Source organism: Streptomyces sp. NPDC057682 (genome assembly GCF_042799575.1).
GTDB lineage: Bacteria > Actinomycetota > Actinomycetes > Streptomycetales > Streptomycetaceae > Streptomyces.
In genome coordinates, this window is record NZ_JBHVIN010000014.1 from 244,249 (window position 1) to 269,399 (window position 25,151).

Below are 25,151 nucleotides of genomic sequence, written 5' to 3' on the forward strand. Positions count from 1 at the left end.
ACGGAAAGTACGAACGAAGGCCGAACCGCCCGAAGTGCCCCGGAGGGGGACAGAAGCGGTACAGCACGGAGAACCACCGTGAAATCTAAGGATCCCTCCGATCCTGTGCCATCGACAGCTGTCACGCATCCGTGCCCTGGATCTCAGACATATGTCTGAAGGGGTGCGAGAATGGCGGGGTGAAGGGCGATTACCAGGAGCTGGTCGACGAGATCTCCGCGGCTCTGGGCGTGCCGGCCACGCTGGAGGACCGCGATTTCGGCCTCGTCGCCTTCGGCGCCCATGACAGCGACGACGACACGGCGATGGACCCCGTCCGCACCCGGTCGATCCTGACCCGCCGTTCGACCCCGGCGGTCCGCGCCTGGTTCGAGAACTTCGGCATCACCCGCGCCACCGGCCCCGTCCGCATCCCGGCCGCCCCGGAGGCCGGTGTCTACCGCGACCGGATCTGCCTTCCGGTACGCCATCGGGGTGTCGTCCTCGGATACGTCTGGCTGCTCGACGCGGACCCGGGGCCGACCGACGCGCAGCTGGAGTCCGCGATGGAGGTGGCGGCCCGGATCGGGGCGCTGCTCTGGGACGAGGCGCGGGCCGGCACCGATCTGTCCCGGGAGTTCGGGGCGGTGCTGGCGGCCGGGCGGGGCTGGCAGCGCGATATGGCGGTGGCCGCGCTCAGCGAGGCGCTGGGCCCGGACGCGGAGGGGCTGCACACCGTGGTGTGCGTGATGCCGTGGACGGGCGAACCGCCGTCGGCGCGTACGGTGCCGTCGGCGGCGGCCCTGTCCGCGGCGAGCGCCCCGGGCGGCACCGGGGGTCCCGCGCTGGCCGCGCTGATCCGGCTGCGCTCCCCCGAGGTGCTGGATCCGGCGCTCACCGCCGCGGAGCGGCTGCGCGCCACGGCCGGGCCGGCGGCGACGGCCGGGATCGGGGTGGCGCGCCGGGGACTCGCGGAGCTGGCGGACGCCTGGCACGAGGCCACGGCGGCGGCCCGCGCGGCGGCTGCGGAGAGCCGCTTCGGCCCGCTCGCCGAGTGGTCGGCCATCGGTCCGTACCGGCTGCTGACCGCGCTGCCACCGGACACCCCGTCCGACCACGCGGTGCGTCCGCTGCTCGCCCCGGCCCAGCGGGAACTGGCGCACACCGCCGAGGTCTTCCTCGACCGGGCGGGCCAGGCCTCCCGGACCGCGGCCGAGCTGGGCATCCACCGGCAGACGCTCTACTACCGGCTCTCCCGGGTGCAGCAGCTCACCGGCCTCGATCTGAACGACGGCGAGGACCGGCTGCTGCTGCACATGGCGCTCAAGGCGTCCCGGCTCTGAGGCCGGGGCGCCCGGCCGGCGGCGTCAGGCCGCCCGCTCGTCGGTGCCCGCCACCTTGCCGGTGGACAGGGCGATCCGGTTCCAGGTGTTGATGGTGAAGATCAGGGCCAGCAGTCCGGCGAGCCGGGTCTCGTCGAAGACGGCGGCGGCCCGCCCGTAGACCTCGTCCGGGACGCCGCCGCGCGAGACGAGGGTGACGGCCTCGGTGAGGTCCAGCGCGGCCTGCTCCTCGGCGGTGAAGAAGTGCGCCGCCTCCCGCCAGACGGCCACCATGTGCAGCCGCTCCTCGCTCTCGCCCGCCTTGCGGGCGTCCTTGGTGTGCATGTGCAGGCAGTAGGCGCAGCCGTTGAGCTGGGAGGAGCGGATCTGCACCAGCTCGACGAGGGCGGGGTCGAGGTCCTGGCGGGCGGCGGCGTCGAGGCCGATGAGGGACCTGAAGGCCTTCGGGGCGGCCTTGGCGAAGTTGATGCGGGGGGCGTGGACCGCTGTGTCGTGGTTCGTCATGCCCTCTACGTTAGAAGCGCGAAAGACCTCGCGTAGGGTGCATTTCCATGGCGGATTCATGGGTCAATTCCGAGGGGTCCATCGGCAGTGACCTGCTTTTGGAGCTGGCGGGTCCGGGCAGCCGGCGGGCGGTGCTCATCCGGGCGCTGCGGGAGGCCGTACGGGACGGCAGGCTGGCCCCCGGCACCCGACTGCCGCCCTACCGTTCGCTCGCCGCCGATCTGGGACTGGCCCGCAACACCGTGGCCGACGCCTATGCCGAGCTGGTCGCCGAGGGCTGGCTGACGGCCCGCCAGGGCTCCGGGACACGGGTCGCGCGGCGGGCCGCCCCCGTCGCCTCCGCCCGGACCCCGCGCAGGGCCCCGCACCGCCCGGCCGAGCCGGTGCACGATCTGCGCCAGGGGCAGCCGGACGCCGGTTCCTTCCCCCGGTCCGCCTGGCTGGCCGCCGCCCGCCGTGCCCTGAACGCGGCACCGAACGACGCCTTCGCACCGGGCGATCCACAGGGCCGGACCGAGCTGCGCCACGCCCTGGCGGACTATCTGGGCCGCTCCCGCGGCGTGCGCACCACCCCGGACCGGATCGTGATCTGCTCCGGTTTCGCCCATGCCCTGCGGCTGTTGACGGCATGCGGGGTGGAACGGGGCCGGCTGGCCGTGGAGGCGTACGGACTGCCCTTCCACCGCTCGGTCCTGGAGGCCGCCGCGGTGCGCACCGTCCCGCTGCCGCTCGACGCCGACGGGGCGCGGACCGGGGAGCTGACCGGGCTCTCCGGGGTGCGCGCGGTCCTGCTGACACCCGCCCACCAGTTCCCGACCGGCGGGCCGCTGGGGCCGGAGCGCCGGGCGGCCGTCGTCGACTGGGCACGGAGCCGGGACGGGCTGCTCGTGGAGGACGACTACGACGGGGAGTTCCGTTACGACCGGGAGCCGGTGGGGGCCGTGCAGGGGCTGGATCCGGACCGGGTGCTGTACGTGGGTTCGGTGAGCAAGAGCCTGTCCCCGGCCGTCCGGCTGGGCTGGATGGTGCTGCCGGAGCGGCTGGTGGAGCGGGTGCTGACGGCGAAGGGGGAACGGGAGGCGTGGGCGAGCGTGCCCGACCAGCTGACCCTGGCCGAGCTGATCGCCTCCGGTCACTACGACCGCCATGTCCGCCGGATGCGCCGCACCTACCGCGACCGCCGCGACCGGCTCGTCGCCGCGCTCGCCGCGCGGGCTCCGCACATCACGGCCACCGGCATCGCGGCCGGGCTGCACGCCGTGCTGCGGCTGCCGCCCGGGACCGAGCGGTCCACGGTGAAGGCCGCCACCTGGCAGGGGCTCGCCCTGGACGGACTGGACGCCTTCCGCCATCCCGACGCGCCGGCCGACGCCCCGGACGGACTGGTCGTCGGCTACGCGACACCACCGGACCACGCCTTCGGCGCCGCGCTGGAGGCCCTGTGCCGGGCGCTGCCACCGGCGTAGGGCGCGTTCGGGGCCGTGCCGGGCCGGACCGCAGGGTCTGACGGCCGTCGGCTCAGAGCCAGGCCGGCGGGTCCGGGGCGATGATCGGGCGGTCGCTGACGGCGGCGGCCATGATCAGGGGCGCGTCCCCGTCGCTGTGGCCGACGCCCACCGCGATCCAGCGCCGGCCCGCGGTGACCGGCCCCCAGACGAGCAGATCGCCGGTGCAGTCCTCGTCGAGCAGCGCCGCGAAGAGCTCGGGCACCGGCTCGCCCGCCTGGTGGAGCAGGAGCGCGCCGTGGACCGGCACCTCGTGGTGGCCGCCCCAGCGGCGGTCCAGCTCCCCGGTGAGCGCGGCCAGCCGGGTGTCCCCGGCCTCCTGGGCCTCGTCCCAGGCGGCACCGTCCACCCCGACGAAGGATCCGGACTCCCAGAGCGGGACGACGCGGAACCCGTCCCCGGTCGTCGCCGCCCACTCCCCCGTGGCGGGATCGCCCTCGGCCGTGACCGGACCGCCCGCGGGCAGCGGGGCGGCCGCCAGGGCCTCGACGTCCGCGACCGCCCGGCCGAGCGCGAAGTCCTCCCCCGCCCTGACGGTCACCGGGCGGTACCGACCGGTGCCGGGGCGGGCTGCGTCCGGCCCTCCAGGACAGCCTTCAGACCGTCCGTCAGATCCTGGGCGGAGGGCGCCGACTCGCTGTCCATCAGCCACTGGACCATGACCCCGGCGAGCAGCGCCTGGCAGAAGAGACCGGCCACCCGCGCCTTCTCCGGGTCGGTCTCGGGGTCGATGCCGAGCATGGACTCGGCGAGGCCGTCGCGGCCCTCCTTCTGCGGTCCGGCCAGGGCCTTCTGGAGGCCGGGGTCGGAGTCGATCCGGGAGATGACCTCCATCTGGAGCTGCCAGACCGCCCGGGTCTGCTCATAGCTCCCGATCACCCGCTCCCAGGTCTCGCGGAACTGGTCGAGCGGCGCGGCCGGCACCTCGGGCGCGTCCGGCTCCCCGTCCTCGCCCTCGGTCAGCACCTCGCCCCACTCCTCCGTCACCTTCAGGAAGGCGAGGTTGAGCAGGGCCTCCTTGGAGCCGTAGTGGTAGCCGATGGAGGCGAGGTTGGTGCCCGACGCGGCGACGATGTCGCGTGCCGTGGTACGGGCGTACCCCTTCTCCAGCAGGCAGCGCTTGGCGCCTTCGAGCAGATCCTCACGATGTCCCATGACAGCAGCGTACCCGGCATGCAGACGTTTGTGTAAGACGTACGTCTAGATGCCGGGTACGGCCGCACGGGAACGGGTCCGCGCGGAAGGCCGGGCGGTGAGGGTCAGTCGGTGAGGTCGACCGAGCGGGCCGAGGCCGCGCCGATCTCCGAGGCGATCTCGGCCAGCACCGACGCCGGGACGGTGTCGTCGACGGTGAGGACGACCAGCGCCTCGCCGCCCGCGGCGGCGCGGGAGACCTGCATGCCCGCGATGTTCAGACCGGCCTCGCCGAGGACCTTGCCGACCACGCCGACGACGCCGGGGCGGTCGTCGTAGCGCAGCACGACCATGTGGTCGGCGAGCGCCAGGTCCACATCGCGGTCGCCGATGGCGACGATCTTCTGGAGGTGCTTGGGGCCGGCCAGGGTGCCGGAGACCGCGACCTCCTCGCCGCCGGCCAGGGTGCCCCGGACGGTGACCACGTTGCGGTGGTCGGGCGACTCGGAGCTGGTGGTGAGGCGGACCTCGACACCGCGCTCCTGCGCGAACAGCGGGGCGTTGACGTAGGACACCGTCTCGTCGACGACGTCCTCGAACACGCCCTTGAGCGCGGAGAGTTCGAGCACCTTGACGTCGTGCTGGGTGATCTCGCCGTAGACCTCGACGTCGAGGCGGGCGGCCACCTCGCCGGCCAGGGCGGTGAAGATCCGGCCCAGCTTCTCGGCGAGCGGCAGACCCGGGCGCACGTCCTCGGCGATGACGCCGCCCTGGACGTTGACCGCGTCCGGGACCAGCTCACCGGCGAGCGCCAGACGGACGGACTTGGCGACGGCGATGCCCGCCTTCTCCTGGGCCTCGTCGGTGGAGGCGCCCAGGTGCGGGGTGCAGACGACCTGGTCGAACTGGAACAGCGGGGAGTCCGTGCAGGGCTCCTTGGCGTACACGTCGAGACCGGCGCCGGCGACGCGGCCCTCCTTGAGGGCGGAGGCCAGCGCCTCCTCGTCGACGATGCCGCCGCGCGCGGCGTTGACGATGCGCACCGAGGGCTTCACCTTGTGCAGCGCCTCGTCACCGATCAGACCCAGCGTCTCCGGGGTCTTCGGGAGGTGCACGGTGATGAAGTCGGAGACCTCCAGCAGCTCGTCCAGCGAGAGGAGCTTGACGCCCATCTGCGCGGCGCGGGCCGGCTGGACGTAGGGGTCGTACGCGACGATCTTCATGCCGAAGGCCGACATCCGCTGGGCGACCAGGACGCCGATGCGGCCGAGGCCGACGACACCGAGGGTCTTCTCGCTCAGCTCGACGCCGGTGTACTTGGAGCGCTTCCACTCGCCGTTCTTCAGGGCGGTGTTGGCCTGCGGGATGTTGCGCGCGGTGGCGACGAGGAGACCGCAGGCCAGCTCGGCGGCGGTGACGATGTTGGAGGTCGGGGCGTTCACGACCATCACGCCGGCCTTGGTGGCGGCGGAGACGTCCACGTTGTCCAGACCGACGCCGGCGCGGGCGACGACCCGGAGCTTCTTCGCGGCGGCGATCGCCTCGGCGTCGACCTTGGTGGCGGAGCGCACCAGGATGGCGTCGACGTCGGCGATGGCGGGGAGCAACTCGGCGCGGTCCGCGCCGTTGCAGTGCCGGATCTCGAAGTCCGGTCCCAGGGCGTCCACCGTGGCGGGCGACAGCTCTTCAGCGATGAGTACGACAGGTTTCGAGCTCACGTGAGTCCTCACAGATCCAGTGCGGACGGCCGTCCCGACGGCCGCAGGCGGTGGAGGGGCTTGCCGCGTGGAAGACGCACGACACTGTGGGCCTGACGCGTGTATGTGTGGAGAAGTGTAGTCATGCGGGAGGACGCGTACTGCGCCCCGTTGGAAGGATCACCCACACGAGGCTGGACGACTTGTACACACGTACGACGCCGCCTCTTCCAGCGGTGGAAACGGCCCCGGGGGCGGACCGTGGTCCGCCCCCGGGGCCGGTGTACTACGCGTCCTCGTCGTTGACCCAGCTCATGAGCTTGCGCAGCTCACGGCCCGTGGTCTCCAGGAGGTGGTCGCTGTCGGCCTTCTTGTACTCGTTGTACTTGGGCAGACCGTTGTGGTACTCGGCCATCCAGGTCTTGGCGAAGGTGCCGTCCTGGATCTCGGCGAGAACCTTCTTCATCTCGGCCTTGGTGGCGTCCGTGATGATCCGCGGACCGGTGACGTAGTCGCCCCACTCGGCGGTCTCGGAGATCGACCAGCGCATCTTCTCCAGGCCGCCCTCGTACATGAGGTCCACGATGAGCTTCAGCTCGTGCAGGCACTCGAAGTACGCGATCTCCGGCTGGTAGCCGGCCTCGGTCAGGGTCTCGAAACCGGCCTTGACCAGAGCGGCGGTGCCACCGCAGAGGACGGCCTGCTCGCCGAAGAGGTCGGTCTCGGTCTCCTCGGTGAAGGTCGTCTTGATGACGCCGGCGCGGGTGCCGCCGATGCCCTTGGCGTACGAGAGCGCCAGCTCCAGGCCCTTGCCCGTGGCGTCCTGCTCGACGGCCACGATGCACGGAACGCCGCGGCCCTCCTCGTACTGGCGGCGGACCAGGTGACCCGGGCCCTTGGGGGCGACCATGCAGACGTCGACGTTGGCCGGCGGCTTGATGAAGCCGAAGCGGATGTTCAGGCCGTGGCCGAAGAACAGCGCGTCGCCGTCCTTGAGGTTGTCCTTGACGGACTCCTCGTAGACCTGGGCCTGGATCGGGTCCGGGACCAGGATCATGATGACGTCGGCCTCGGCGGCGGCCTCGGACGGGGTCACCACGCGCAGGCCCTGCTCCTCGGCCTTGGCCTTGGACTTGGAGCCCTCGTGCAGACCGACACGGACGTCGACACCCGAGTCACGCAGCGACAGCGCGTGGGCGTGGCCCTGGCTGCCGTAGCCGAGGACCGCGACCTTGCGGCCCTGGATGATGGACAGGTCGGCATCGTCGTCGTAGAACAGCTCGGCCACTGGGTCTTCTCCTTGGTGTGCAGGTGTTGCGTCCCACCGTACGGCGGGGTGCGTCAGATACGTTTTCGGGTCTCGCCATACGAGCGGCGGCGGGTCGGCGAGTCCCCGGGGGGGTTACGCCGTGCGGTCGAGGGCGCGCAGGGACCGGTCGGTGATCGAGCGCGCGCCGCGCCCTATGGCAATGGTGCCGGACTGGACGAGCTCCTTGATGCCGTACTGCTCCAGCATCTTGAGCATCGCCTCCAGTTTGTCGGCGCCGCCGGTCGCCTCGATCGTGACGGCCTCCGGGGAGACGTCCACGGTCTTGGCCCGGAACAGCTGGACGATCTCGACGATCTGGGAGCGGGTCTCGTTGTCGGCGCGGACCTTCACCAGGACGAGCTCCCGCTGGATCGCAGCGGAGGGCTCCAGTTCGACGATCTTCAGGACGTTGACCAGCTTGTTGAGCTGCTTGGTCACCTGCTCCAGGGGCAGGTCCTCGACATTCACGACGATGGTGATGCGGGAGATGTCGGGGTGTTCGGTGGTACCGACCGCGAGCGAGTCGATGTTGAAGCCGCGGCGGGAGAACAGGGCGGTGATCCGGGCGAGGACACCGGGCTTGTTCTCGACCAGGACGGAGAGCGTGTGCTTGGTGGACATGGAGTCGGTCTCTCTCTGTCTCAGTCGTCTTCGTTGTCGCCGAAGTCGGGGCGGACGCCCCGCGCGGCCATGACCTCGTCGTTGGAGGTGCCGGCGGCGACCATCGGCCACACCATGGCGTCCTCGTGGACGATGAAGTCGATGACGACCGGGCGGTCGTTGATCGCGTTGGCCTCGGCGATGACCTTGTCCAGGTCGGCCGGGTCCTCGCAGCGGATCGCGTGGCAGCCCATGGCCTCGGACAGCTTGACGAAGTCCGGGACCCGGGTGCCCTTCGCCGCGTTGCCGTCGGTGTCGGCGCCGGAGTGCAGCACGGTGTTGGAGTACCGCTGGTTGTAGAAGAGCGTCTGCCACTGGCGGACCATCCCGAGGGCACCGTTGTTGATGACGGCGACCTTGATCGGGATGTTGTTGAGCGCGCAGGTGGTGAGCTCCTGATTTGTCATCTGGAAGCAGCCGTCGCCGTCGATCGCCCAGACCGGGCGATCGGGCATGCCGGCCTTGGCCCCCATCGCGGCCGGGACCGCGTAGCCCATCGTCCCGGCGCCGCCGGAGTTCAGCCAGGTGGCGGGCTGCTCATACTGGATGAAGTGCGAGGCCCACATCTGGTGCTGGCCGACGCCCGCGGCGAAGATCGTGTCCGGCGGGGCGAGTTCACCGATGCGCTTGATGACCTGCTGCGGCGAGAGGCTGCCGTCCTCCGGCAGGTCGTAACCGAGCGGGTAGGTCTCGCGCCAGCGGTTGAGGTCCTTCCACCAGGCGGCATAGTCACCGGTGTTGCCCTCGGTGTGCTCGGCCTGGACGGCCTGGACCAGATCGGCGATGACCTCGCGGGCGTCACCGACGATCGGGACGTCGGCCTCGCGGTTCTTGCCGATCTCGGCGGGGTCGATGTCGGCGTGGACGACCTTGGCGTACGGGGCGAAGCTGTCCAGCTTGCCGGTGACGCGGTCGTCGAAGCGGGCCCCGAGGGCGACGATCAGATCGGCCTTCTGCAGCGCGGTGACGGCGGTGACCGAACCGTGCATACCGGGCATTCCCACGTGCAGCGGGTGGCTGTCGGGGAAGGAGCCGAGCGCCATCAGCGTGGTGGTGACGGGCGCTCCGGTCAGCTCGGCCAGCACCTTGAGTTCGGCGGTGGCCCCGGCCTTCATGACGCCGCCGCCCACGTACAGCACCGGGCGCTTGGCCTGGGTGATGAGCTTGGCGGCCTCACGGATCTGCTTGGCGTGCGGCTTGGTGACCGGGCGGTAGCCCGGCAGGTCCATCACCGGCGGCCAACTGAAGGTGGTCTGCGCCTGGAGGGCGTCCTTGGCGATGTCGACCAGGACCGGTCCCGGACGGCCGGAGGCGGCGATGTGGAAGGCCTCGGCGATCGTGTGCGGGATGTCCTCGGCCTTGGTGACCAGGAAGTTGTGCTTGGTGACCGGCATCGTGATGCCGCAGATGTCCGCCTCCTGGAAGGCGTCCGTACCGATGGCGGCGGAGGCGACCTGGCCGGTGATCGCGACGATCGGCACCGAGTCCAGGTACGCGTCGGCGATCGGGGTGACCAGGTTGGTGGCGCCGGGGCCGCTGGTGGCCATGCAGACGCCGACCTTGCCGGTGGCCTGGGCGTAGCCGGTGGCCGCGTGGCCCGCGCCCTGCTCGTGGCGGACGAGAACGTGACGGACGCGCCGGGAGTCCATCATCGGGTCGTACGCCGGAAGGATGGCGCCGCCGGGAATGCCGAATACCGTGTCGGCCCCCACCTCCTCGAGGGAGCGGATGAGGGACTGCGCACCCGTGACGTGCTCAACGGTGGCGGAGGACGATCCGCCGTTACGGGCCCGCGGCTGGGGATGGTGGGCCCCGGTGGCCTGCTCGGTCATCGGCATTCTCTTCTCGAAGCTGAGGTTTTCGCGAGTGTTTTACGACGTTTTGCGTGGTGCCAGTGCAACAAAAAACCCCTCGTGCCGTGAGGCAAGCGAGGGGAGCGCGTCGGTGCGGGTGGCGGAGCCATCGAGGGACTCCGCTTCAGCCGACGCGCTGTCCAAGTACGAGAATTCGGGTGCGCATGGCATTGACCCTCTCTCCGACGCACTCGACGTGTCAAGTGGGTGGGACGGGCGTCTCAGCATGTGAACCCGTCAGGAGGGGCACCGAACCCCCCGCCAGCACCGGCCGGACCATCTTCCCGCCGGGCACCGGGAACTCTCCCCGGACCAGTGCGCGGCGCAGCCGGTACTCGTCGAGCGGTCCGGAGAACGCCATGCCCTGGCCGTGCGTGCACCCCATGGCGCGCAGCGCGAGGACCTGCTCCGGTACGTCGACGCCGTCGGCCACGGACTGCATGCCGAGGTCGCAGGCGATCCTCAGCAGCCCGCTGGTGATCTTGTGGAGCCGGGCGGACTCCACGACGCCCTCGACCAGGCCCCGGTCCAGTTTCAGTACGTCGATGGGGAGCCGGCGCAGTGCGTTGATCGCCGCGTAGCCGCTGCCGAAGCCGTCGAGCGCGATCCGTACGCCGAGTCTGCGCAGGGCGGCCAGGCGCTGCTCCAGCTCCTCGAAGGGGACCCGGGGGTCGCTGTCGGCGACCTCGATCATCAGCGCCCCGGAGGGCAGCCCGTAGCGCGTCAGCAGCGCCTCCACGGAGCCGAAGGGGATCCCCTTGTCGAGGAGCCTGCGGGCCGGAAGGCGGACGGCGACCGCGACCTGGTGCCCGGCCCTGGCCCGGTCGGCGGCCTGCTCCACGGCCTCCTCCAGCAGCCAGCGGCCCAGCTCCGCGGTGCGCTCGCTGTCCTCGGCCACCCGGAGGAACTCGGCGGGGGTGAACAGGATGCCCTGGGCGGAGCGCCAGCGGGCCTGGGCGGCGACGGCGGCGACCGTCCCGCTGGCCAGATGCACCACGGGCTGGTGCAGCAGGGCGAACTCCCCGTCGCGCAGGGCGCTGCGCAGCCGGGCCGCCAGTTCGGAGCGGCGGGCCACCTCGGCCTGCATCTGCGGGGCGTACAGCTCCACGCGGTCCTTGCCGCCGGCCTTGGCGCGGTACATCGCGAGGTCGGCGTTGCGCATGAGGTCGGTGGGGGTGCTCCCGGGCTCGGCGAAGGCGACGCCGATGGAGGCGGTGACGCGGGCCTCGCCGGCGCCGATGCGGTAGGGCTCGGAGAGGGTGACGCGCAGCCGGTCGGCGATCTCGTGGACCTGGAACTCGCGGGCGGCCTGGTCGCGTGCGCCGTCGCCGACGATGAGGGCGGCGAACTCGTCGCCGCCGAGCCGGGCCGCGGTGTCGCCGGCCCGGATGGAGTCCTGTAGCCGGCGGGCGGCCTGGATCAGCAGCTCGTCGCCGGCCTGGTGGCCGAGCCGGTCGTTGGCGGCCTTGAAGCCGTCCAGGTCGATGAAGAGGACCGCCGTGCCCGCGTCGCCGGAGCGGCGGCCGCCGAGCGCCTTGCGGACCCGGGAGGTGAACAGCGCCCGGTTGGGCAGGTCGGTGAGCGGGTCGTGCTCGGCGTTGTGCTGCAACTGGGCCTGGAGGCGCACCCGTTCGGTGACGTCGCGGCTGTTGAGGATCAGCCCGCCCTGGTGGCGGTTGACGGTGGACTCGACGTTCAGCCAGTCGCCGCTGCCGGAGCGGAAGCGGCATTCGATGCGCGTGGTGGGTTCGTCGCCGGGCGGGGCGGCGAGGAACCGGCGCACTTCGTGGACCACCCGGCCCAGGTCCTCGGGGTGGATGATCGAGGCCAGTTCGGCGCCGACCAGCTCGTCCGCCTCCCGGCCGTACACACCGGCGGCGGCGGGGCTGACGTAGCGCAGGACACCGGTCGGGGCGGCGATCATGATGACGTCGCTGGAGCCCTGCACCAGGGAGCGGAAGTGGTTCTCCTTCTGGGCCAGTTCCTGGGTGAGGGCGATGTTGTCGACGAGCATGATGCCCTGCCGGACGACCAGGGCGAGGACCACCGTGCAGCCGGTGAGGACCACCACGCGGTCCACCCGGCGGCCCTCGATGACGTTGTAGAGGATGCCCAGGGTGCAGACGGCCGCCGCCAGATACGGCGTCAGCGCGGCCAGCGAACCGGCGATCGGGCGGCTGGGCGTCGTGGTGGTCCGGGGGGCCGCGCCCGCCGCGTCCTCCCCGGCGGCCCGCGCGTCCCGGCCGGCGCCCCAGGGGGCGTACGCGAGGAGCAGCGATCCGGCGAACCAGCCCGCGTCGAGCAACTGGCCGGAGTGGTAGGTCTGGCGGAGCAGCGGTGAGGTGAACAGCGCGTCGCACAGGACGGTGAGGGCGAGCGCGGCGATGGCGGTGTTGACCGCGGCGCGGTTGACGTTGGCGCGCCGGAAGTGCAGGGCGAGCACCATGGAGACGAGGACGATGTCGAGCAGCGGATAGGCGAGCGAGAGCGCCGCCCGGGTCACGCTGACGCCCTCGGCGTCCGCCAGGTGCGCGGTGTGGGCGAGGGCCAGGCTCCAGGAGAGCGTGAGGAGCGAGCCGCCGATCAGCCAGGCGTCGAGCACCAGGCAGACCCATCCGGCCCGGGTGACGGGGCGTTTGGCGAGGACCAGCAGGCCCACGATGGCGGGCGGGGCGAAGCAGAGGAAGAAGAGGTCGGCGACCGAGGGGCTGGGCACGCGGATCCCGCGCACGCACTCGTACCACCCCCAGACGGCGTTGCCGCCGGCGGCCATCAGCGAGGAGAGCGAGAACAGCAGCCAGGCCGGGCGGAAGCGCAGGTCGGCGGAGCGGGCGAAGAGGAAGCAGGAGACGGCGGCGGCGAGCGCGGCGGCGCTGAGGCCGAAGTCGCCCATGAAGAGGGCCAGTCGGGCCGATCCCCAGCCGACCGACGCCCCCACCGCGTACCCCGTGCAGACGAGGCCGAGGACGAGCTGCGGGACCAGTGCGGGGGTCCGGCCGGCGGTGCGGCGGGGCGCCAGGACCGCGGTGCGCGTGCCCGCCGGCGCGCTCACCGGGATGACCCCGCCGGGCCGTGTCCGGAAGGTCCCGCCGCAGGCCGCGAGACGGGCGGGAGTGTCCGGAAACGGCCCGGCGCCGCATGCCCCCGGTGCCGGGACGCCTCGGGCCGTCGCCGTCCGTCGCGCGCCGGATCGTTCGCCCATCGGTCGTCCATCGCCCATCGCCCCCCTCGCGTACGGCTTCCTCCCCGGCGCCGCCCCTGCCACGGCGCAGCCCCCCGTTCGGGACGATACACCAGACTCGTCACACAGGGACATAGTTCCTCTACTCTCCGTGACGACCTGCGCGGTTGTCGGCACGGAGCGGAGTGGATCCTGCTCGCTGCGTGGTCAGCCGGTGGTGCGGACGACGTTGTGGAGCGGCTCGCCCGCGGCGAAGCGGCCGAACTGTCCGGCGAGCAGCCGCTTGGCCCGCGGCCGGAACGCCGAGGTGCTGCCGCCGACGTGCGGAGTGATCAGGACGTTCGGAGCATGCCAGAGGGGATGGCCGGAAGGGAGCGGTTCCGGGTCGGTGACGTCGAGGGCGGCGTGCAACCGTCCGGAATCGAGTTCGGACAGCAGGGCCTTGGTGTCGACGACTCCGCCGCGCGCCACGTTCACCAGGAGCGCCCCGTCGCGCATCGCGGCGAGGAAGTCCGCGCCGACCAGCCCCTGTGTCGAGGGGTTCAGCGGGGTGGACAGGATGACGATGTCGGCCTCGGGCAGCAGGGCGGGCAGATCGTCGAGCGTGTGTACGGGGCCGCGTGCGGTTGTCCGTGCGGAGCGCGCGACGCGCGCCACCCGCGCGCACTCGAACGGCACGAGCCGGTCCTCGATGGCGGAGCCGATCGAGCCGTACCCCACGATCAGCACGGACTTGTCGGCGAGCGCCGGGTAGAAGCCGGAGCGCCACTCCTCCTTGTCCTGGCCGTGCACGAAGCCGGGGAAGCCGCGCAGCGAGGCGAGGACCAGCGCGAGGGTGAGTTCGGCGGTGGAGGCCTCGTGGACCCCCTTGGCGTTGCAGAGCCGGACCCCGGGGGGCAGCAGGCCGAGGCCGGGCTCCACGTGGTCGATGCCGGCGGAGAGCGTCTGGACGACCTGGACGCGGGTCATCTCGGCGAGCGGACGGACCGCGACGGCGGAGCCCTTCATGTAGGGGACGACGTAGTACGCGCAGTCGGCGGGGTCGGCCGGGTAGTCGGGTCCGCCGTCCCAGAAGCGGTAGGTGAGGCCCTCGGGAAGTCCGTCGATCCCGTCCGCCTCGAAGGGCATCCAGACCTCGGGGGCGGGCGCGGAGTGCGTGGTGGAAGTCATGGTCAGGAGGCTATGCGAACCCCGTGGGGAGGCAGAGGTTAGTTTGGGGAGCGGTACGAGGGAGGGTTCGGGGAGTTGGAGCGCAGGAGTCTGGGCGCGGCGGCGCTCGCCGTGGGCGCGGTCGGTCTCGGCTGCATGCCGATGAGCTGGGCGTACAGCGCGTCGCGGCAGCGTGGGGACGACGCGCTGCGGGCGGTCCACGCGGCGCTGGACGCGGGGAGCGATCTGCTCGACACCGCCGACATGTACGGGCCGTTCACCAATGAGCTGCTGGTCGGGCGGGCGCTGAGGGGACGCCGGGACCGGGCGTTCCTCTCCACCAAGTGCGGTCTCCTGGTGGGCGATCAGCACATCGTGGCCAACGGCCGCCCCGGATACGTGCGCCGGGCCTGCGACGCCTCGCTGCGCCGGCTGCAGACGGATGTGATCGACCTCTACCAGCTCCACCGCGCCGATCCGGAGGTGCCCGTCGAGGAGACGTGGGGCGCGATGGCGGAGCTGGTGACTGCGGGCAAGGTGCGGGCCCTCGGACTGTGCGCGGTCGGTGCCGGGCGGGCACGCCGGGGTGCCCGGCCGCACGAGGGAACGATCCGGCAGCTGGAGCGGGTGCAGCAGGTGTTCCCGGTGAGCGCGGTGCAGGCGGAGCTGTCGGTCTGGTCGCGGCAGGCGCTGGACGCGCTGGTGCCGTGGTGCGCGGCGCGCGGGGTCGGGGTGCTGGCGGCGATGCCGCTGGGCAGCGGCTATCTGACGGGGACGCTGACGCCCGGTCAGGGCTTCGAGCCGGACGATCTGCGGGCCAGGCACCCCCGGTTCACCGCCGAGATGATGGCGGCGAACCAGCCGCTGCTGGTGGGGCTGCGCCGGGTCGCCGAACGGCACGGGGCCACCCCGGCCCAGGTGGCGCTGGCCTGGGTGCTGCGGCAGGGGCCCCAGGTGGTCCCGGTGCCCGGGACCAAGCAGGAGCGGTGGGCGGTGGAGAACGCGGGCGCGGCCGGTCTGGAGCTGACGGCCCGCGACCTCGACGAGATCGACCGGCTGCCGGCCGCGCGGGAGTCGTGGGACGCGCGGGACTGAGGGCGTCGGGGCGGGCGGGACCCCGGGGAGCGGCGGGGCGGAACCGATCCGTGGGCCGGATCCCTGACCCGTCGGTGCCGTTCGGGGAACTCCGGGCGCGGTGGCGGTGTAAGAACAGGGGGATGGCGGCCGTCGAAGGGATCGGTGTGGTGCGTGGTGCGGTGCGGGAATCCGGACGGGAACCGGCGGGGCGTCGACCGTCCCGGCGGCGGACGCGGCGCGGCGCGGCGGCCGCGCTGGCGGCCGGTGCGCTGATCCTCGCCGCGGGGTGCTCCTCGCAGGAGGGGGCGGAGAGTTCGGCCGGGCAGGGTGCGAGCTCCCCGGCCGCGTCCGGGTCCCGTCCGGCCTCCTCCCCGCCGGCGTCGCCCTCCCCCTCCCCCTCGCCCTCGGGTCCGCCCGCGAAGGGCTCGGTGAAGGTGGTCTCCACGCTCGCCCGGGGGCTCGACTCCCCCTGGGGGCTGGCGGAGCTGCCGGACGGCGATCTGCTGGTGGGCTCCCGCGACAAGGGGACGATCACCCGGATCGACGGCAGGACCGGGAAGAAGACCCTGCTGGGCACGGTTCCGGGGGTCGCCGCCGGCGGCGAGGGCGGCCTGCTCGGGCTCGCCGTCTCGCCCGACTACGGCACGGACCATCTCGTCTACGCGTACTTCACCACCGCGTCGGACAACCGCATCGCCCGGATGCTGTACGACGAGAAGGGCACGAACCCGGGCCAGCTGCTGGGTGCCCCGGACACCATCCTGCGGGGCATCCCCAAGGGGGCGGTCCACAACGGCGGACGGATCGCCTTCGGCCCGGACCGCGCGCTGTACGCGGGCACCGGCGAGACCGGTGACAAAGGGCTGGCCCAGGACGAGGACTCGCTGGCGGGCAAGATCCTGCGGATGACCCCGGACGGCGAGCCGCTGCACGGCAATCCGCGCGCCGACTCCGTGGTGTATTCGCCCGGTCACCGCAATGTGCAGGGGCTCGCCTGGGACGGCCGCAAACGGCTGTGGGCCTCGGAGTTCGGCCAGGACACCTGGGACGAGCTGAACCTCATCGTGCCGGGCGGCAACTACGGCTGGCCCGAGGCGGAGGGCAAGGCCGGCAAGGCGGGTTTCCTCGATCCCGTGGCACAGTGGAAGACGTCCGAGGCGTCGCCGAGCGGCATCGCCTACGTCAGGGGTTCGGTCTGGATGGCCGGGCTGCGTGGTGAGCGTCTGTGGCGGATTCCGCTGTCCGGCACGGACCAGGAACCACTGGCGGCCCCCCAGGCGTTCCTGAAGGGGACGTACGGGCGGCTGCGCACGGTGCTCGCCGCCGGTGGTGACCGGCTCTGGCTGGTGACCAGCGAGACGGACGGGCGCGGCACCCCGAAGCCGGGGGACGACAGGATCCTGGTGGCCGAGGTGCGGTAGCCGGGGCCGACGACAGCAGGCGGAAGGGTGCGCACACCGTGTTCAACTTCTTCGAGGAACTCTTCGCACCCGGCCGCAGGCACACCAACGACGAGCGCAGGCGCCTGGAGCTGAGCCGGGTGGATCTCGGCGTCGGCGATCCCGCGCGCGGTCCGATCGATCTGTCCTCGGGCAAGGTCGTGGTGCGCCGCCGCGACGAGGACGACGGCGACCCGGCGGAGCCGGACGACGGCGGGGACGGAAACGGCGACGGCGGCCACGCCGACGGGGACGGTGACGCGGGCGGCGCGGACGGGGACGGCGCCTGAGCGCGCCCCGCCGGACTCCCCCGTCCCGTTACGCGTCCTCCCTCGGCGTGCGGTACAGCCGCAGCCGGTGGGCCAGGGCGGCCGCCTCGCCCCGGCCGTTGACGCCGAGCTTGGCGAGGATGTTGGAGACGTGCACGCTCGCCGTCTTGGGCGAGATGTAGAGCTCCTCGGCGATCCTGCGGTTGGTGTGCCCCGCCGCCACCAGCCGGTGGACGTCCTGCTCGCGCGGGGTCAGCCCGAAGGACTCCACGGCGGCGGCCGCCGCGGCCCTCAGCTGCTCCTCGTGGTCCGGGCCCTCCTGTTCCTCGCCCCGCTCCGGAACTGTCACCGCGTCCGGGACCTCCTCGTCGGGGGCGGTGGCCGCCTCGCCGAGGGCGATCCGGGCCCGGCCGGCCAGCAGCTCGACGGACTCGGCGAGGGGGCGCGCCCCGAGCCGGCGGGCCGCGGCGTGGGCCTCGCGCAGCAGGGTCGTGGCAGCGCCCCGGTCACCGGCGGCGATCAGCAGGGCCTCGGCCCAGCGGTGGTGGATCTGCGCCGTCTCGTACGGGCGGCTCAGCGGGGCGAAGGAGCGGGCGGCGTCCGACCAGTGGTCCGGGGTGTCGACGCCCTCGGCACGGGCCAGCTCGGCCTCGATCAGCGTCGCGTAGGCGGCCCAGACGGGGACGAAGACCGGCAGCCGCTTGAGGTGGGAGCGGACGAGGGCGAGGACGGCGGGCCGGCCCGGTTCGGTGGCGGGCAGGCCGCGGGCGTCGGCCTCGGCCGCCGCGACGGCGTGCAGCATCGGGAAGGCGTACCGCTGGGTGCCGGGCGGGAAGCCCTCCGCGGCCTGTGCCTCGAAGATGCCGCGGGCCTCGGGCAGACCGCCCTGCTGGGCGGCGAGGACGAGGGCGTGCCGGGCCAGGTTGAGGAAGTGCTGGGGCTGGGGGTCGCTGGTGCCGAAGCAGCGGCGGGCCAGGGCCAGTTGGTGCTCGGCCTCCGCCAGGTCCCCTCGGGCCAGGGCCACTTCGGTGCGGCGGCTGGCGACGAGCCCCTGGGACTTGCGGGAGAACGCCTTGCGGGAGGCGGCCTCGGTGGTGGTCAGCGCCTCGTCCCAGCGGCCGAGCGAGAAGAGGGACATCGCCTGGTTGGTGCGGACCCAGGCCTCCATGTCCGCGATCCCGTGGTTGTGGCAGGTCTCGATGCCCCGGTCTGCGGCGGCCACGGCCTCCAGCGAACGGCCCGTACCCTCCAGGATGGAGGGCAGGTTGATCGAGGCGCGGCCCATGATGCCGACGATGCCCAGCTCGTCGGCGCGGTCGCGGACCTCGTACATCTCGGTGATGCCCTCGTCGACCGCTCCGGCGTCGACGGTCAGCCAGCCCCGGGTGAGCCGGGCGTGCAGTTCGATGGACTCGGCGCCGACCAGCCGGGCGTACTCCACGGCCCGGTCGGTGGCGACGAGCGTGTCGGGGCCGGGCCGGTGCAGCGCGCCCCAGCCGGCCACGCTGGTGAGCACGTCGGCGTGCACGGCCGACGGGGGCAGTCCCCGGACCAGCTCCTCGGCGGTGGCCAGTTCGTCCCAGCCGTCGCCGCGGGTGGTGTCCTGGACGAGGCGGGAGCGCTGCACCCAGAACCAGGCGGCGCGCAGGGCGTCGTCCTCGCCCTCCAGGATGCGCAGGGCCCGCTTGCAGATCGCCAGGGCCCGCTCCCGCTCGCCGCCGAAGCGGGCGGCGATCGTGGCCTCGGCCATCAGGTCGAGATAGCCGAGGGCGGGGCAGCCGTCCGGTCCGCAGGCCGGGTACACCTCGGCGTGCTCGATCGGGCGCAGGGTGCCGCGCACCTCTTCCGGGGCGTCGTCCCACAGCTCCATCGCGCGTTCCAGCAGCCGCAGCTGTTCGGCGTACGCGTTGCGGTGGCGGGCCTCGACGGAGGCCTTGACGACGGCGGGCAGGGCCTTGGCGGGATCGTGCGCGCCGTACCAGTAGCTGGCCAGCCGGGTGGCCCGCTCACCGTCGCGGACGAGGGAGGGGTCGGCCTCCAGCGCCTCGGCGTACCGGCGGTTGAGGCGGGAGCGCTCGCCGGGCAGCAGATCGTCGCTGACGGCCTCGCGGACGAGGGAGTGGCGGAAGCGGTAGCCGTTGCCCTCCGGGGTGGTGAGCAGCAGATTGGCGCCGACGGCCCCGCGCAGCGCCTCGATCAGCTCGTCCTCGGCGAGTCCGGCGACCGCGGCGAGCAGTTCGTACTCGACGGTGGAGCCGCCCTCGGCGACGATCCGGGCGACGCGCTGGGCGTCGTCCGAGAGCGCCTCCACACGCACCAGGAGCAGATCGCGCAGCGAGTCGGGGAGCACGCTCCCGTCGCCGTCCCCGCACTCCAGCGCGCAGGCCAGTTCCTCGACGAAGAAAGCGTTGCCGTCGGAGCGCTCGAATATCTCGTCCACCAGGCCGGGCTCGGGGGTGTCGGCGAGTATGCCGGTGAGCTGGCGGCGGACCTCGGCGCGGTTGAAGCGGCGCAGTTCGATCCGGCGCACGGTGCGCAGCCGGTCCAGCTCGGCCAGGAGGGGGCGCAGCGGATGGCGGCGGTGGATGTCGTCGGCGCGGTAGGTGCCGACGACGACGAGGCGGCCGGTGCGCAGCGTCCGGACGAGATAGGCGAGCAGATGCCGCGTGGAGGAGTCGGCCCAGTGCAGGTCCTCCAGGACGAGGACGACGACGCGGTCGGCCGAGATCCGTTCCAGCAGGCGGGCGGTGAGCTCGAAGAGGCGGGCGGTGTCGTGCTCGTCGGCGGCGCCCCGGCCGGCCTCGCCGAGCTCGGGCAGGAGCCGGGCCAGCTCGCGCTCCTGTCCGGCGCAGGCGGCCGCCATCTCCTCGGGCAGGGTGCGGTGCAGGGTCCGCAGGGCGGTGGAGAAGGGCGCGTACGGCAGGCCGTCGGCGCCGATCTCCACACAGCCGCCGACCGCGACGGCGGCCTCGCGGCGGACCGCCACCGAGAGGAACTCCTCGACCAGCCGGGTCTTGCCGACGCCCGCCTCGCCGCCCACGAGCAGCGCCTGCGGCCCGCCGCCGCCGTCCGTGGGGGCGGCGGCGCGGGCGAGCGCCTCGGTGAGGGTGCTGAACTCGCCGGTGCGGCCGACGAACACGGGGCTGACTGACCTGGTCTCCACGGAGCCGAGCATCGCACACGGGTCCGACACCGCGGGCCCGGTCGTCCCGGCGGGCATCGCGACCGGTCCCTACGCGGCGGGGGCGAACCGCTCGCGGTCCGTACTCACCGTCCCCTCGTCCTCGTGGCGGGCGGACCGGCGGGCCTTCCGCGCCGCCCGGCGGGCCTCGCGCGCCAGCCGCTCGGTCGCGGCCCGGCGGACCAGCTCGGCGGCCATGATCTTGTGGAGCTCCAGCTCGTACATGCGTGTCCCCTGAAGACGAGAGTGGTGGTCCGGCGGGTCTTCCGCCGTGCCACCACTCTCGTCCCCCAGGGGGTCCCGTCGCATCGGGCGAGTTCCGCATCCCTGCAAGGCCGCCGCCTTAGAGGACGGCGGGTACCACCGGGGTCCGGCCCCGCCCCGCCCCGCGGATGCCTTAGACGGCGCGGCGCGGTGCCGTACGCGGGCGGGGGCGGCGGCTCAGCGGGCCGCCCGCCCGGCCGGTACGGCCTCCTCCGCCCCGTCGGTCGCGGAGGTCGCGGGGACCGACGGCCGCGGGATCGCCGCGGTCTCCGGCGGCTCGATGCTGATGCGCGGCAGACGGCGGTCCAGCCAGCCGGGAAGCCACCAGTTCGCCCCGCCGAGCAGATGCATCAGCGCGGGCACCAGCAGGGTGCGCAGCACGAAGGCGTCCAGGGCGACGGCGGCGGCGAGGGCGATGCCGAACATCGCGATGACCCGGTCGCCGCTGAGCACGAAGGCGAGGAAGACGGAGATCATGATCACCGCGGCCGAGTTGATCACCCGGCTGGTCTCGGCGAGGCCGACCCGGACCGCCCGGCAGTTGTCCCGGCTCTCCAGCCACTCCTCGTACATCCGGCCGACCAGGAAGACCTGGTAGTCCATGGAGAGGCCGAAGAGGACGGACACCATGATCACGGGGAGGAAGGGCTCGATGGGGCCCGCGCTGCCCAGGCCCAGCAGTTCGCTGCCCCAGCCCCACTGGAAGATCGCGACGACGACGCCGAACGAGGCGGCGACCGCCGCCACGTTCATCACGGCCGCCTTCAGCGGGATGCCGACCGAGCGGAACGCCATCAGCAGGAGCAGACAGCCGAGCCCTATGACGACGCCGACGAAGAGCGGCAGCTTGCCGATGATGATCCCGGCGAAGTCGTCGTAGCTGGCGGTGACCCCGCCCACATGGGTGCGCAGCGAGGTGTTGTCGGCGGCCTTCGGCAGCACGTCGGCGCGGAGCCGGTCGACGAGTTCGCTGGTCTCCCGGGACTGCGGGGAGGAGTCGGGGACGACGGTGACGTACGCGGTGTCGCCGCTGGAGTTGTAGGTGACGGGCAGCACCCGGGCGACCCCGTCGGTGGCGCGGAGCGTGGCGGGCAGGGCGTCCATGGCGAGCCGGTCGTCGGCGCCGTCCAGCCGGGCGGCGATCGTCAGCGGGCCGTTCACCCCGGGGCCGAAGCCGTCGGCGAGCAGGTCGTACGCCTGCCGGGTGGTCGAGGACCTCGCGTTGTTGCCCTGGTCGGAGCTGCCGAGGTGGAGCGAGAAGGTGGGCAGGGCGAGGCCCAGCATGACGAGGGCCGCGAGGCCGCCCAGCAGCTTGGGGTGGCGCTCGACGAAGGCGGACCAGCGGGCGGCGAAACCGGTGGGCGGCTCGGGCCGCGGGCCGTGCTCGGCGAGCCGCCGCCGTTCGCGCCGGCTCAGCGCCCGCATGCCGATCAGCGAGAGCAGCGCGGGCAGCAGGGTGACGGAGGCCGCCACGGTCAGCACCACGGTGAGCGAGGCCGCGACGGCGACGCCGTTGAGGAAGCTCAGCCGCAGGATCAGCATGCCGAGGAGCGCGATGCAGACGGTGGCCCCGGCGAAGACGACGGCCCGCCCGGTCGTGGCGACGGCGTGCTCGGCCGCCTCCGGGACACTCATGCCGCGCCGCAGCGCCCTGCGGTGCCGGGTGACGATGAAGAGCGCGTAGTCGATGCCGACGCCGAGCCCCACGAGCATGCCCAGCATGGGCGCGAAGTCGGCGACGGTCATCAGATGGCCGAGCAGCACGATGCCCGCGTAGGCGGTGCCGACCGAGACGAGGGCGGTGGCGATGGGCAGCAGGCTCGCGGCGAGCGAGCCGAAGGCGAGGAAGAGCACCACGGCGGCGACGGCCACCCCGACGGCCTCGCTGAGGTGCGCGGCCGGTGCCTCGGTGAGTGCTGTGGCCGGGCCGCCCAGTTCGACCCGCAGATGCTCGCTCGCGGCGGCCTTCGCGGTGTCGACGACGGCCTCGGCCTGGGCGACGGGGATGTCGTCCGCGCCGCGGTCGAAGGTGATCGTGGCGTAGGCGGTGTGCCCGTCGGCGCTGATCTGCCCGGCGCCGGTCTCCGTGTACGGTCCCTCGACCGCGCCGACGCCCGGCAGCCGTTCGATCTCGTGCAGGGTTCTCGTCATCTTCTGGGTGACGTCCGTGGCCCGCACCGTGGAGTCGTCGGTGTGCCAGACGAGCGTGTCCGTGTCCCCGCCGAGATGGGTGAAGCCGCTCTTCAGCAACTGGGAGGCCTGCCCGGACTCGGTGCCGGGCGCCTCGTAGTCGTTGGTGTAGGCGGAACCGGCGAACCCGGCCGCGGCCGCCGTCCCGCCGAGCGCGAGCAGCCAGAGGAGAACGGCGAGGAGGCGGTGCGTGACGCACCAGCGGGCGATGGCAGCCAAGGGACGTGCTCCCTGCGGGTTCGTGGTCCCCGCGGGGGTCCGGGCAGGACCGTCCGCGTGAGAACGCATGACCTGAGAACCGTCACTCTGACAGCCATCTGTGATCGTTTGCCCGTTTCGTGGGCTTACTCACAGGGCTTCGATCCCCCTATGAGCGATATGCGCACCGCCGTACGGCGGCGGGGGCGCCTCGGGAGTGTCCGGCGGACGGCCGCTCGGCGGGCCCCCTCGGTGCTCCCGGGCGCGGGTGATCCCCGCTATCTTGTGAGCTTCCCAATTACCGTCCCTGGGGGGTCTGTTGAACAGCGCGTCGCACCATATCGGGCCCGATCCGGCACCGGACAGATACCGCCTGCTCAACTCCATCGGCCGCGGCGGCGAGGCCGTGCTGTACCGGGCGGAGATCGAGCTCGACGGCGCCCCCGAGACCGTGGTCGTCAAGGTGCTCGACTCCAAGACCACGATCACCATCGAGCAGTTCCAGCGGCTCAGCGCCAAATGGCGGGAACAGGCGGAGCTGCTGCGCTTTGTGAACCGGCCGGGTGTCGTCGGCGTGCGCGAGCACTTCGAGGGGCCGCCGATCCACGGGGCCGGGGACGCGTCCACCGCCGCGGGACGGGCCCTGGTCCTGGTCATGAACCATGTCGACGGGCTCGACCTGCGGGACTGGCGCGCCGAGCGGACGCTCACCACGCACGCCGAACGCCGCGAGGTGCTCCGTACGCTCGAACAGCTCGCGGACGTGCTGGACTGGCTGCACTCGGGCCGGGCGACCCCCTCGGGCCGCACCGTCGTCCACGGCGACCTCTCCCCCGGCAACGTCATGGTCGACGCGCACGGCCAGGCCACGCTCGTGGACTTCGGGCTGAGCAAGCTCACCGCCGACCACCAGACCGCCGAGGTCTGGTTCACCCCCGGCTACGCGGCCCCGGAGGTCTTCGAGGGCAAGCGGACCCCCGGCACCGACCGGTACGCCTTCGGCGCGATCGCCTACTTCCTGCTCAGCGGCGAGGCCCCGCCCAGCACCCCCGAGCAGTTGCGGGCCGCGCTGCGCGCCCTCCCCCAGGTGGCCGCCGCGACGCCCGAGCGCCGGGACCGCATCCTCTCCGTCTGCGCGGCCGAGCCGGACGGCCGCCCCGAGAGCCTGTCGTCCTGGGTGAAGGACGTACGGTCCGCCGTGGTGTCCACGACGGTCACGGGCCCCTCGCAGCGCGCGGAGTCCGTACAGGACGCCCCTCCGGCCCCGCTCCTGCCGCCGGGCGTTCCCACTCCGCCGCTCGGGGCACCACCCCTCGCCGGCCTCCCGGCACAGCCGCCCGCCTTCCCCCCGCCGATCACCGCCTCCGGCGACCCGGGGGTGGCGCCGCCCACGACCGTCCGTCCGGAAACGGCCCCGGAGGAGCCGTCCGCACCGGAACCGACGGTCCCGACACCGGCCGCTCCCACCCCGACCGCCGTGACCCGGGCCCCGGCACCGGCACCGGCACCGGCACCGTCGAAGCCGGCGAAGAAGCGCCGGCCGGTCCTCGTCCCGCTGCTCTCGCTCGCCCTGGCGGCCGCCCTGGTGACGATCGGCGTCCAGGCCCTGCGCACGGGTGACGACGACAAGGGCGACGGCAAGGGGGCGAAGGCGGCGCCCACGGTGACGGTCACGACGACGACGCCCGCCGACGGGTCGGCGGAAGAGCCGGAGAGCGGGTCGACGGCCTCCCCGGGGGCCTCGGACGGCACCACCGCACCGCCCGAGGCGGCCTCGGTGGACAGCAAGTCGCTCACCACCCTGGACCCGGTCGCCAGCGGCCAGTTCGCCGACCTGGCCGTCGGCAGCGGCACCCTGAACAGCACGTACTACGACACCGCCCTGGTCCCGGACGGCGGCGACGAGGAGTGCAGCGGCTCCGCGGAGTACAACCTGAGCCGCGAGTGGAAGACCCTCACCCTGGTCGCCGGGGTCGACGACAACTCGTCGAACAAGGCCGCCCGGATCACCATCGAGGTCGACGGCGAGCCCGGTTTCACCGGTGAGGTGCTGCTCGGCAAGCCGAAGCCGATCTCGGTGCCCGTCACCGGCGTCCTGCGGCTCAGCATCTCGTACGCCGATCCGGGCGACTCCTGCGACATGGGCGATCTGGTCCTCGGCTCCCCGACGCTGAAGAAGTGACGCGCGAGGGGCGGTGCGCCCGGCCGCTGCCGGGCGC

Annotated in this window: 18 protein-coding genes; 6 read left to right on the plus strand and 12 right to left on the minus strand. The window is 72.9% G+C overall.

All coding sequences use genetic code 11. The features are described from left to right. The first annotated feature begins 179 nt into the window (after positions 1 to 179). Positions 180 to 1,322, plus strand: coding sequence for a PucR family transcriptional regulator (locus ACFVDM_RS25680; RefSeq protein WP_383644528.1), 1,143 nt, complete (start codon positions 180 to 182; stop codon positions 1,320 to 1,322). A 24-nt stretch (positions 1,323 to 1,346) separates the two neighbouring features. On the opposite strand, the gene ACFVDM_RS25685 is transcribed toward ACFVDM_RS25680, so the two are convergent. Beyond that, positions 1,347 to 1,826 (minus strand): carboxymuconolactone decarboxylase family protein, encoded by a 480-nt coding sequence (locus ACFVDM_RS25685; protein ID WP_383644531.1) that lies wholly within the window; start codon positions 1,824 to 1,826, stop codon positions 1,347 to 1,349. Positions 1,827 to 1,873: 47 nt separating this feature from the next. Here ACFVDM_RS25685 and ACFVDM_RS25690 point away from each other — a divergent pair, with 47 nt between their 5' ends. Next, entirely contained in the window at positions 1,874 to 3,292 is a 1,419-nt protein-coding gene (locus tag ACFVDM_RS25690; protein ID WP_383644533.1) for a PLP-dependent aminotransferase family protein, read from the plus strand. A gap of 52 nt (positions 3,293 to 3,344) precedes the next feature. Here the strand turns inward: ACFVDM_RS25690 and ACFVDM_RS25695 are convergent, their stop codons facing one another. The 8 genes from ACFVDM_RS25695 to ACFVDM_RS25730 form a co-directional block, all read right to left on the minus strand. Further along, positions 3,345 to 3,872 carry a hypothetical protein gene (locus tag ACFVDM_RS25695; protein ID WP_383644536.1) on the minus strand — a complete coding sequence of 176 codons (528 nt, stop codon included), beginning with the start codon at positions 3,870 to 3,872 and terminating at the stop codon, positions 3,345 to 3,347. After that, entirely contained in the window at positions 3,869 to 4,486 is a 618-nt protein-coding gene (locus ACFVDM_RS25700; RefSeq protein ID WP_383644538.1) for a TetR/AcrR family transcriptional regulator, read from the minus strand. Before ACFVDM_RS25700 ends, ACFVDM_RS25695 begins: the two co-directional genes overlap by 4 nt. A gap of 104 nt (positions 4,487 to 4,590) precedes the next feature. Then, the gene (serA, locus tag ACFVDM_RS25705; RefSeq protein WP_383644541.1) at positions 4,591 to 6,183 is read right to left on the minus strand and encodes a phosphoglycerate dehydrogenase; all 1,593 of its coding nucleotides are present in this window, start codon (positions 6,181 to 6,183) and stop codon (positions 4,591 to 4,593) included. A gap of 265 nt (positions 6,184 to 6,448) precedes the next feature. Next, positions 6,449 to 7,450 carry a ketol-acid reductoisomerase gene (ilvC, locus tag ACFVDM_RS25710; protein WP_383644544.1) on the minus strand — a complete coding sequence of 334 codons (1,002 nt, stop codon included), beginning with the start codon at positions 7,448 to 7,450 and terminating at the stop codon, positions 6,449 to 6,451. Positions 7,451 to 7,564: 114 nt separating this feature from the next. Next, the gene (gene ilvN / locus ACFVDM_RS25715) at positions 7,565 to 8,092 is read right to left on the minus strand and encodes an acetolactate synthase small subunit (RefSeq protein ID WP_018553223.1); all 528 of its coding nucleotides are present in this window, start codon (positions 8,090 to 8,092) and stop codon (positions 7,565 to 7,567) included. 20 nt (positions 8,093 to 8,112) lie between these two features. After that, the gene (locus ACFVDM_RS25720; protein ID WP_383644547.1) at positions 8,113 to 9,969 is read right to left on the minus strand and encodes an acetolactate synthase large subunit; all 1,857 of its coding nucleotides are present in this window, start codon (positions 9,967 to 9,969) and stop codon (positions 8,113 to 8,115) included. Between the two features lie 214 nt (positions 9,970 to 10,183). Continuing rightward, positions 10,184 to 13,036 (minus strand): putative bifunctional diguanylate cyclase/phosphodiesterase, encoded by a 2,853-nt coding sequence (locus ACFVDM_RS25725; RefSeq protein ID WP_383644550.1) that lies wholly within the window; start codon positions 13,034 to 13,036, stop codon positions 10,184 to 10,186. A 336-nt stretch (positions 13,037 to 13,372) separates the two neighbouring features. Then, positions 13,373 to 14,335 (minus strand): 2-hydroxyacid dehydrogenase, encoded by a 963-nt coding sequence (locus ACFVDM_RS25730; protein ID WP_383644553.1) that lies wholly within the window; start codon positions 14,333 to 14,335, stop codon positions 13,373 to 13,375. Positions 14,336 to 14,446: 111 nt separating this feature from the next. Here ACFVDM_RS25730 and ACFVDM_RS25735 point away from each other — a divergent pair, with 111 nt between their 5' ends. From ACFVDM_RS25735 to ACFVDM_RS25745, 3 genes are all read left to right on the plus strand, one after another. Beyond that, positions 14,447 to 15,409, plus strand: a complete 963-nt coding sequence (locus tag ACFVDM_RS25735) for an aldo/keto reductase (RefSeq protein WP_383644603.1) — start codon at positions 14,447 to 14,449, stop codon at positions 15,407 to 15,409. 122 nt (positions 15,410 to 15,531) lie between these two features. Further along, positions 15,532 to 16,812 carry a PQQ-dependent sugar dehydrogenase gene (locus ACFVDM_RS25740; RefSeq protein ID WP_383644556.1) on the plus strand — a complete coding sequence of 427 codons (1,281 nt, stop codon included), beginning with the start codon at positions 15,532 to 15,534 and terminating at the stop codon, positions 16,810 to 16,812. A gap of 38 nt (positions 16,813 to 16,850) precedes the next feature. Next, positions 16,851 to 17,120: a DUF6191 domain-containing protein gene (locus ACFVDM_RS25745; RefSeq protein WP_383644559.1), complete on the plus strand. Its 270-nt coding sequence runs from the start codon at positions 16,851 to 16,853 to the stop codon at positions 17,118 to 17,120. 28 nt (positions 17,121 to 17,148) lie between these two features. On the opposite strand, the gene ACFVDM_RS25750 is transcribed toward ACFVDM_RS25745, so the two are convergent. From ACFVDM_RS25750 to ACFVDM_RS25760, 3 genes are all read right to left on the minus strand, one after another. Continuing rightward, positions 17,149 to 20,274, minus strand: a complete 3,126-nt coding sequence (locus tag ACFVDM_RS25750) for an AAA family ATPase (RefSeq protein WP_383644606.1) — start codon at positions 20,272 to 20,274, stop codon at positions 17,149 to 17,151. 57 nt (positions 20,275 to 20,331) lie between these two features. Next, positions 20,332 to 20,505: a hypothetical protein gene (locus ACFVDM_RS25755; RefSeq protein ID WP_383644562.1), complete on the minus strand. Its 174-nt coding sequence runs from the start codon at positions 20,503 to 20,505 to the stop codon at positions 20,332 to 20,334. Positions 20,506 to 20,721: 216 nt separating this feature from the next. After that, entirely contained in the window at positions 20,722 to 22,953 is a 2,232-nt protein-coding gene (locus ACFVDM_RS25760) for an MMPL family transporter (RefSeq protein ID WP_383644565.1), read from the minus strand. A 298-nt stretch (positions 22,954 to 23,251) separates the two neighbouring features. On the opposite strand from ACFVDM_RS25760, the gene ACFVDM_RS25765 reads away from it, so the two are divergent. After that, positions 23,252 to 25,114, plus strand: coding sequence for a protein kinase (locus tag ACFVDM_RS25765; protein ID WP_383644568.1), 1,863 nt, complete (start codon positions 23,252 to 23,254; stop codon positions 25,112 to 25,114). Positions 25,115 to 25,151: the final 37 nt, after the last annotated feature.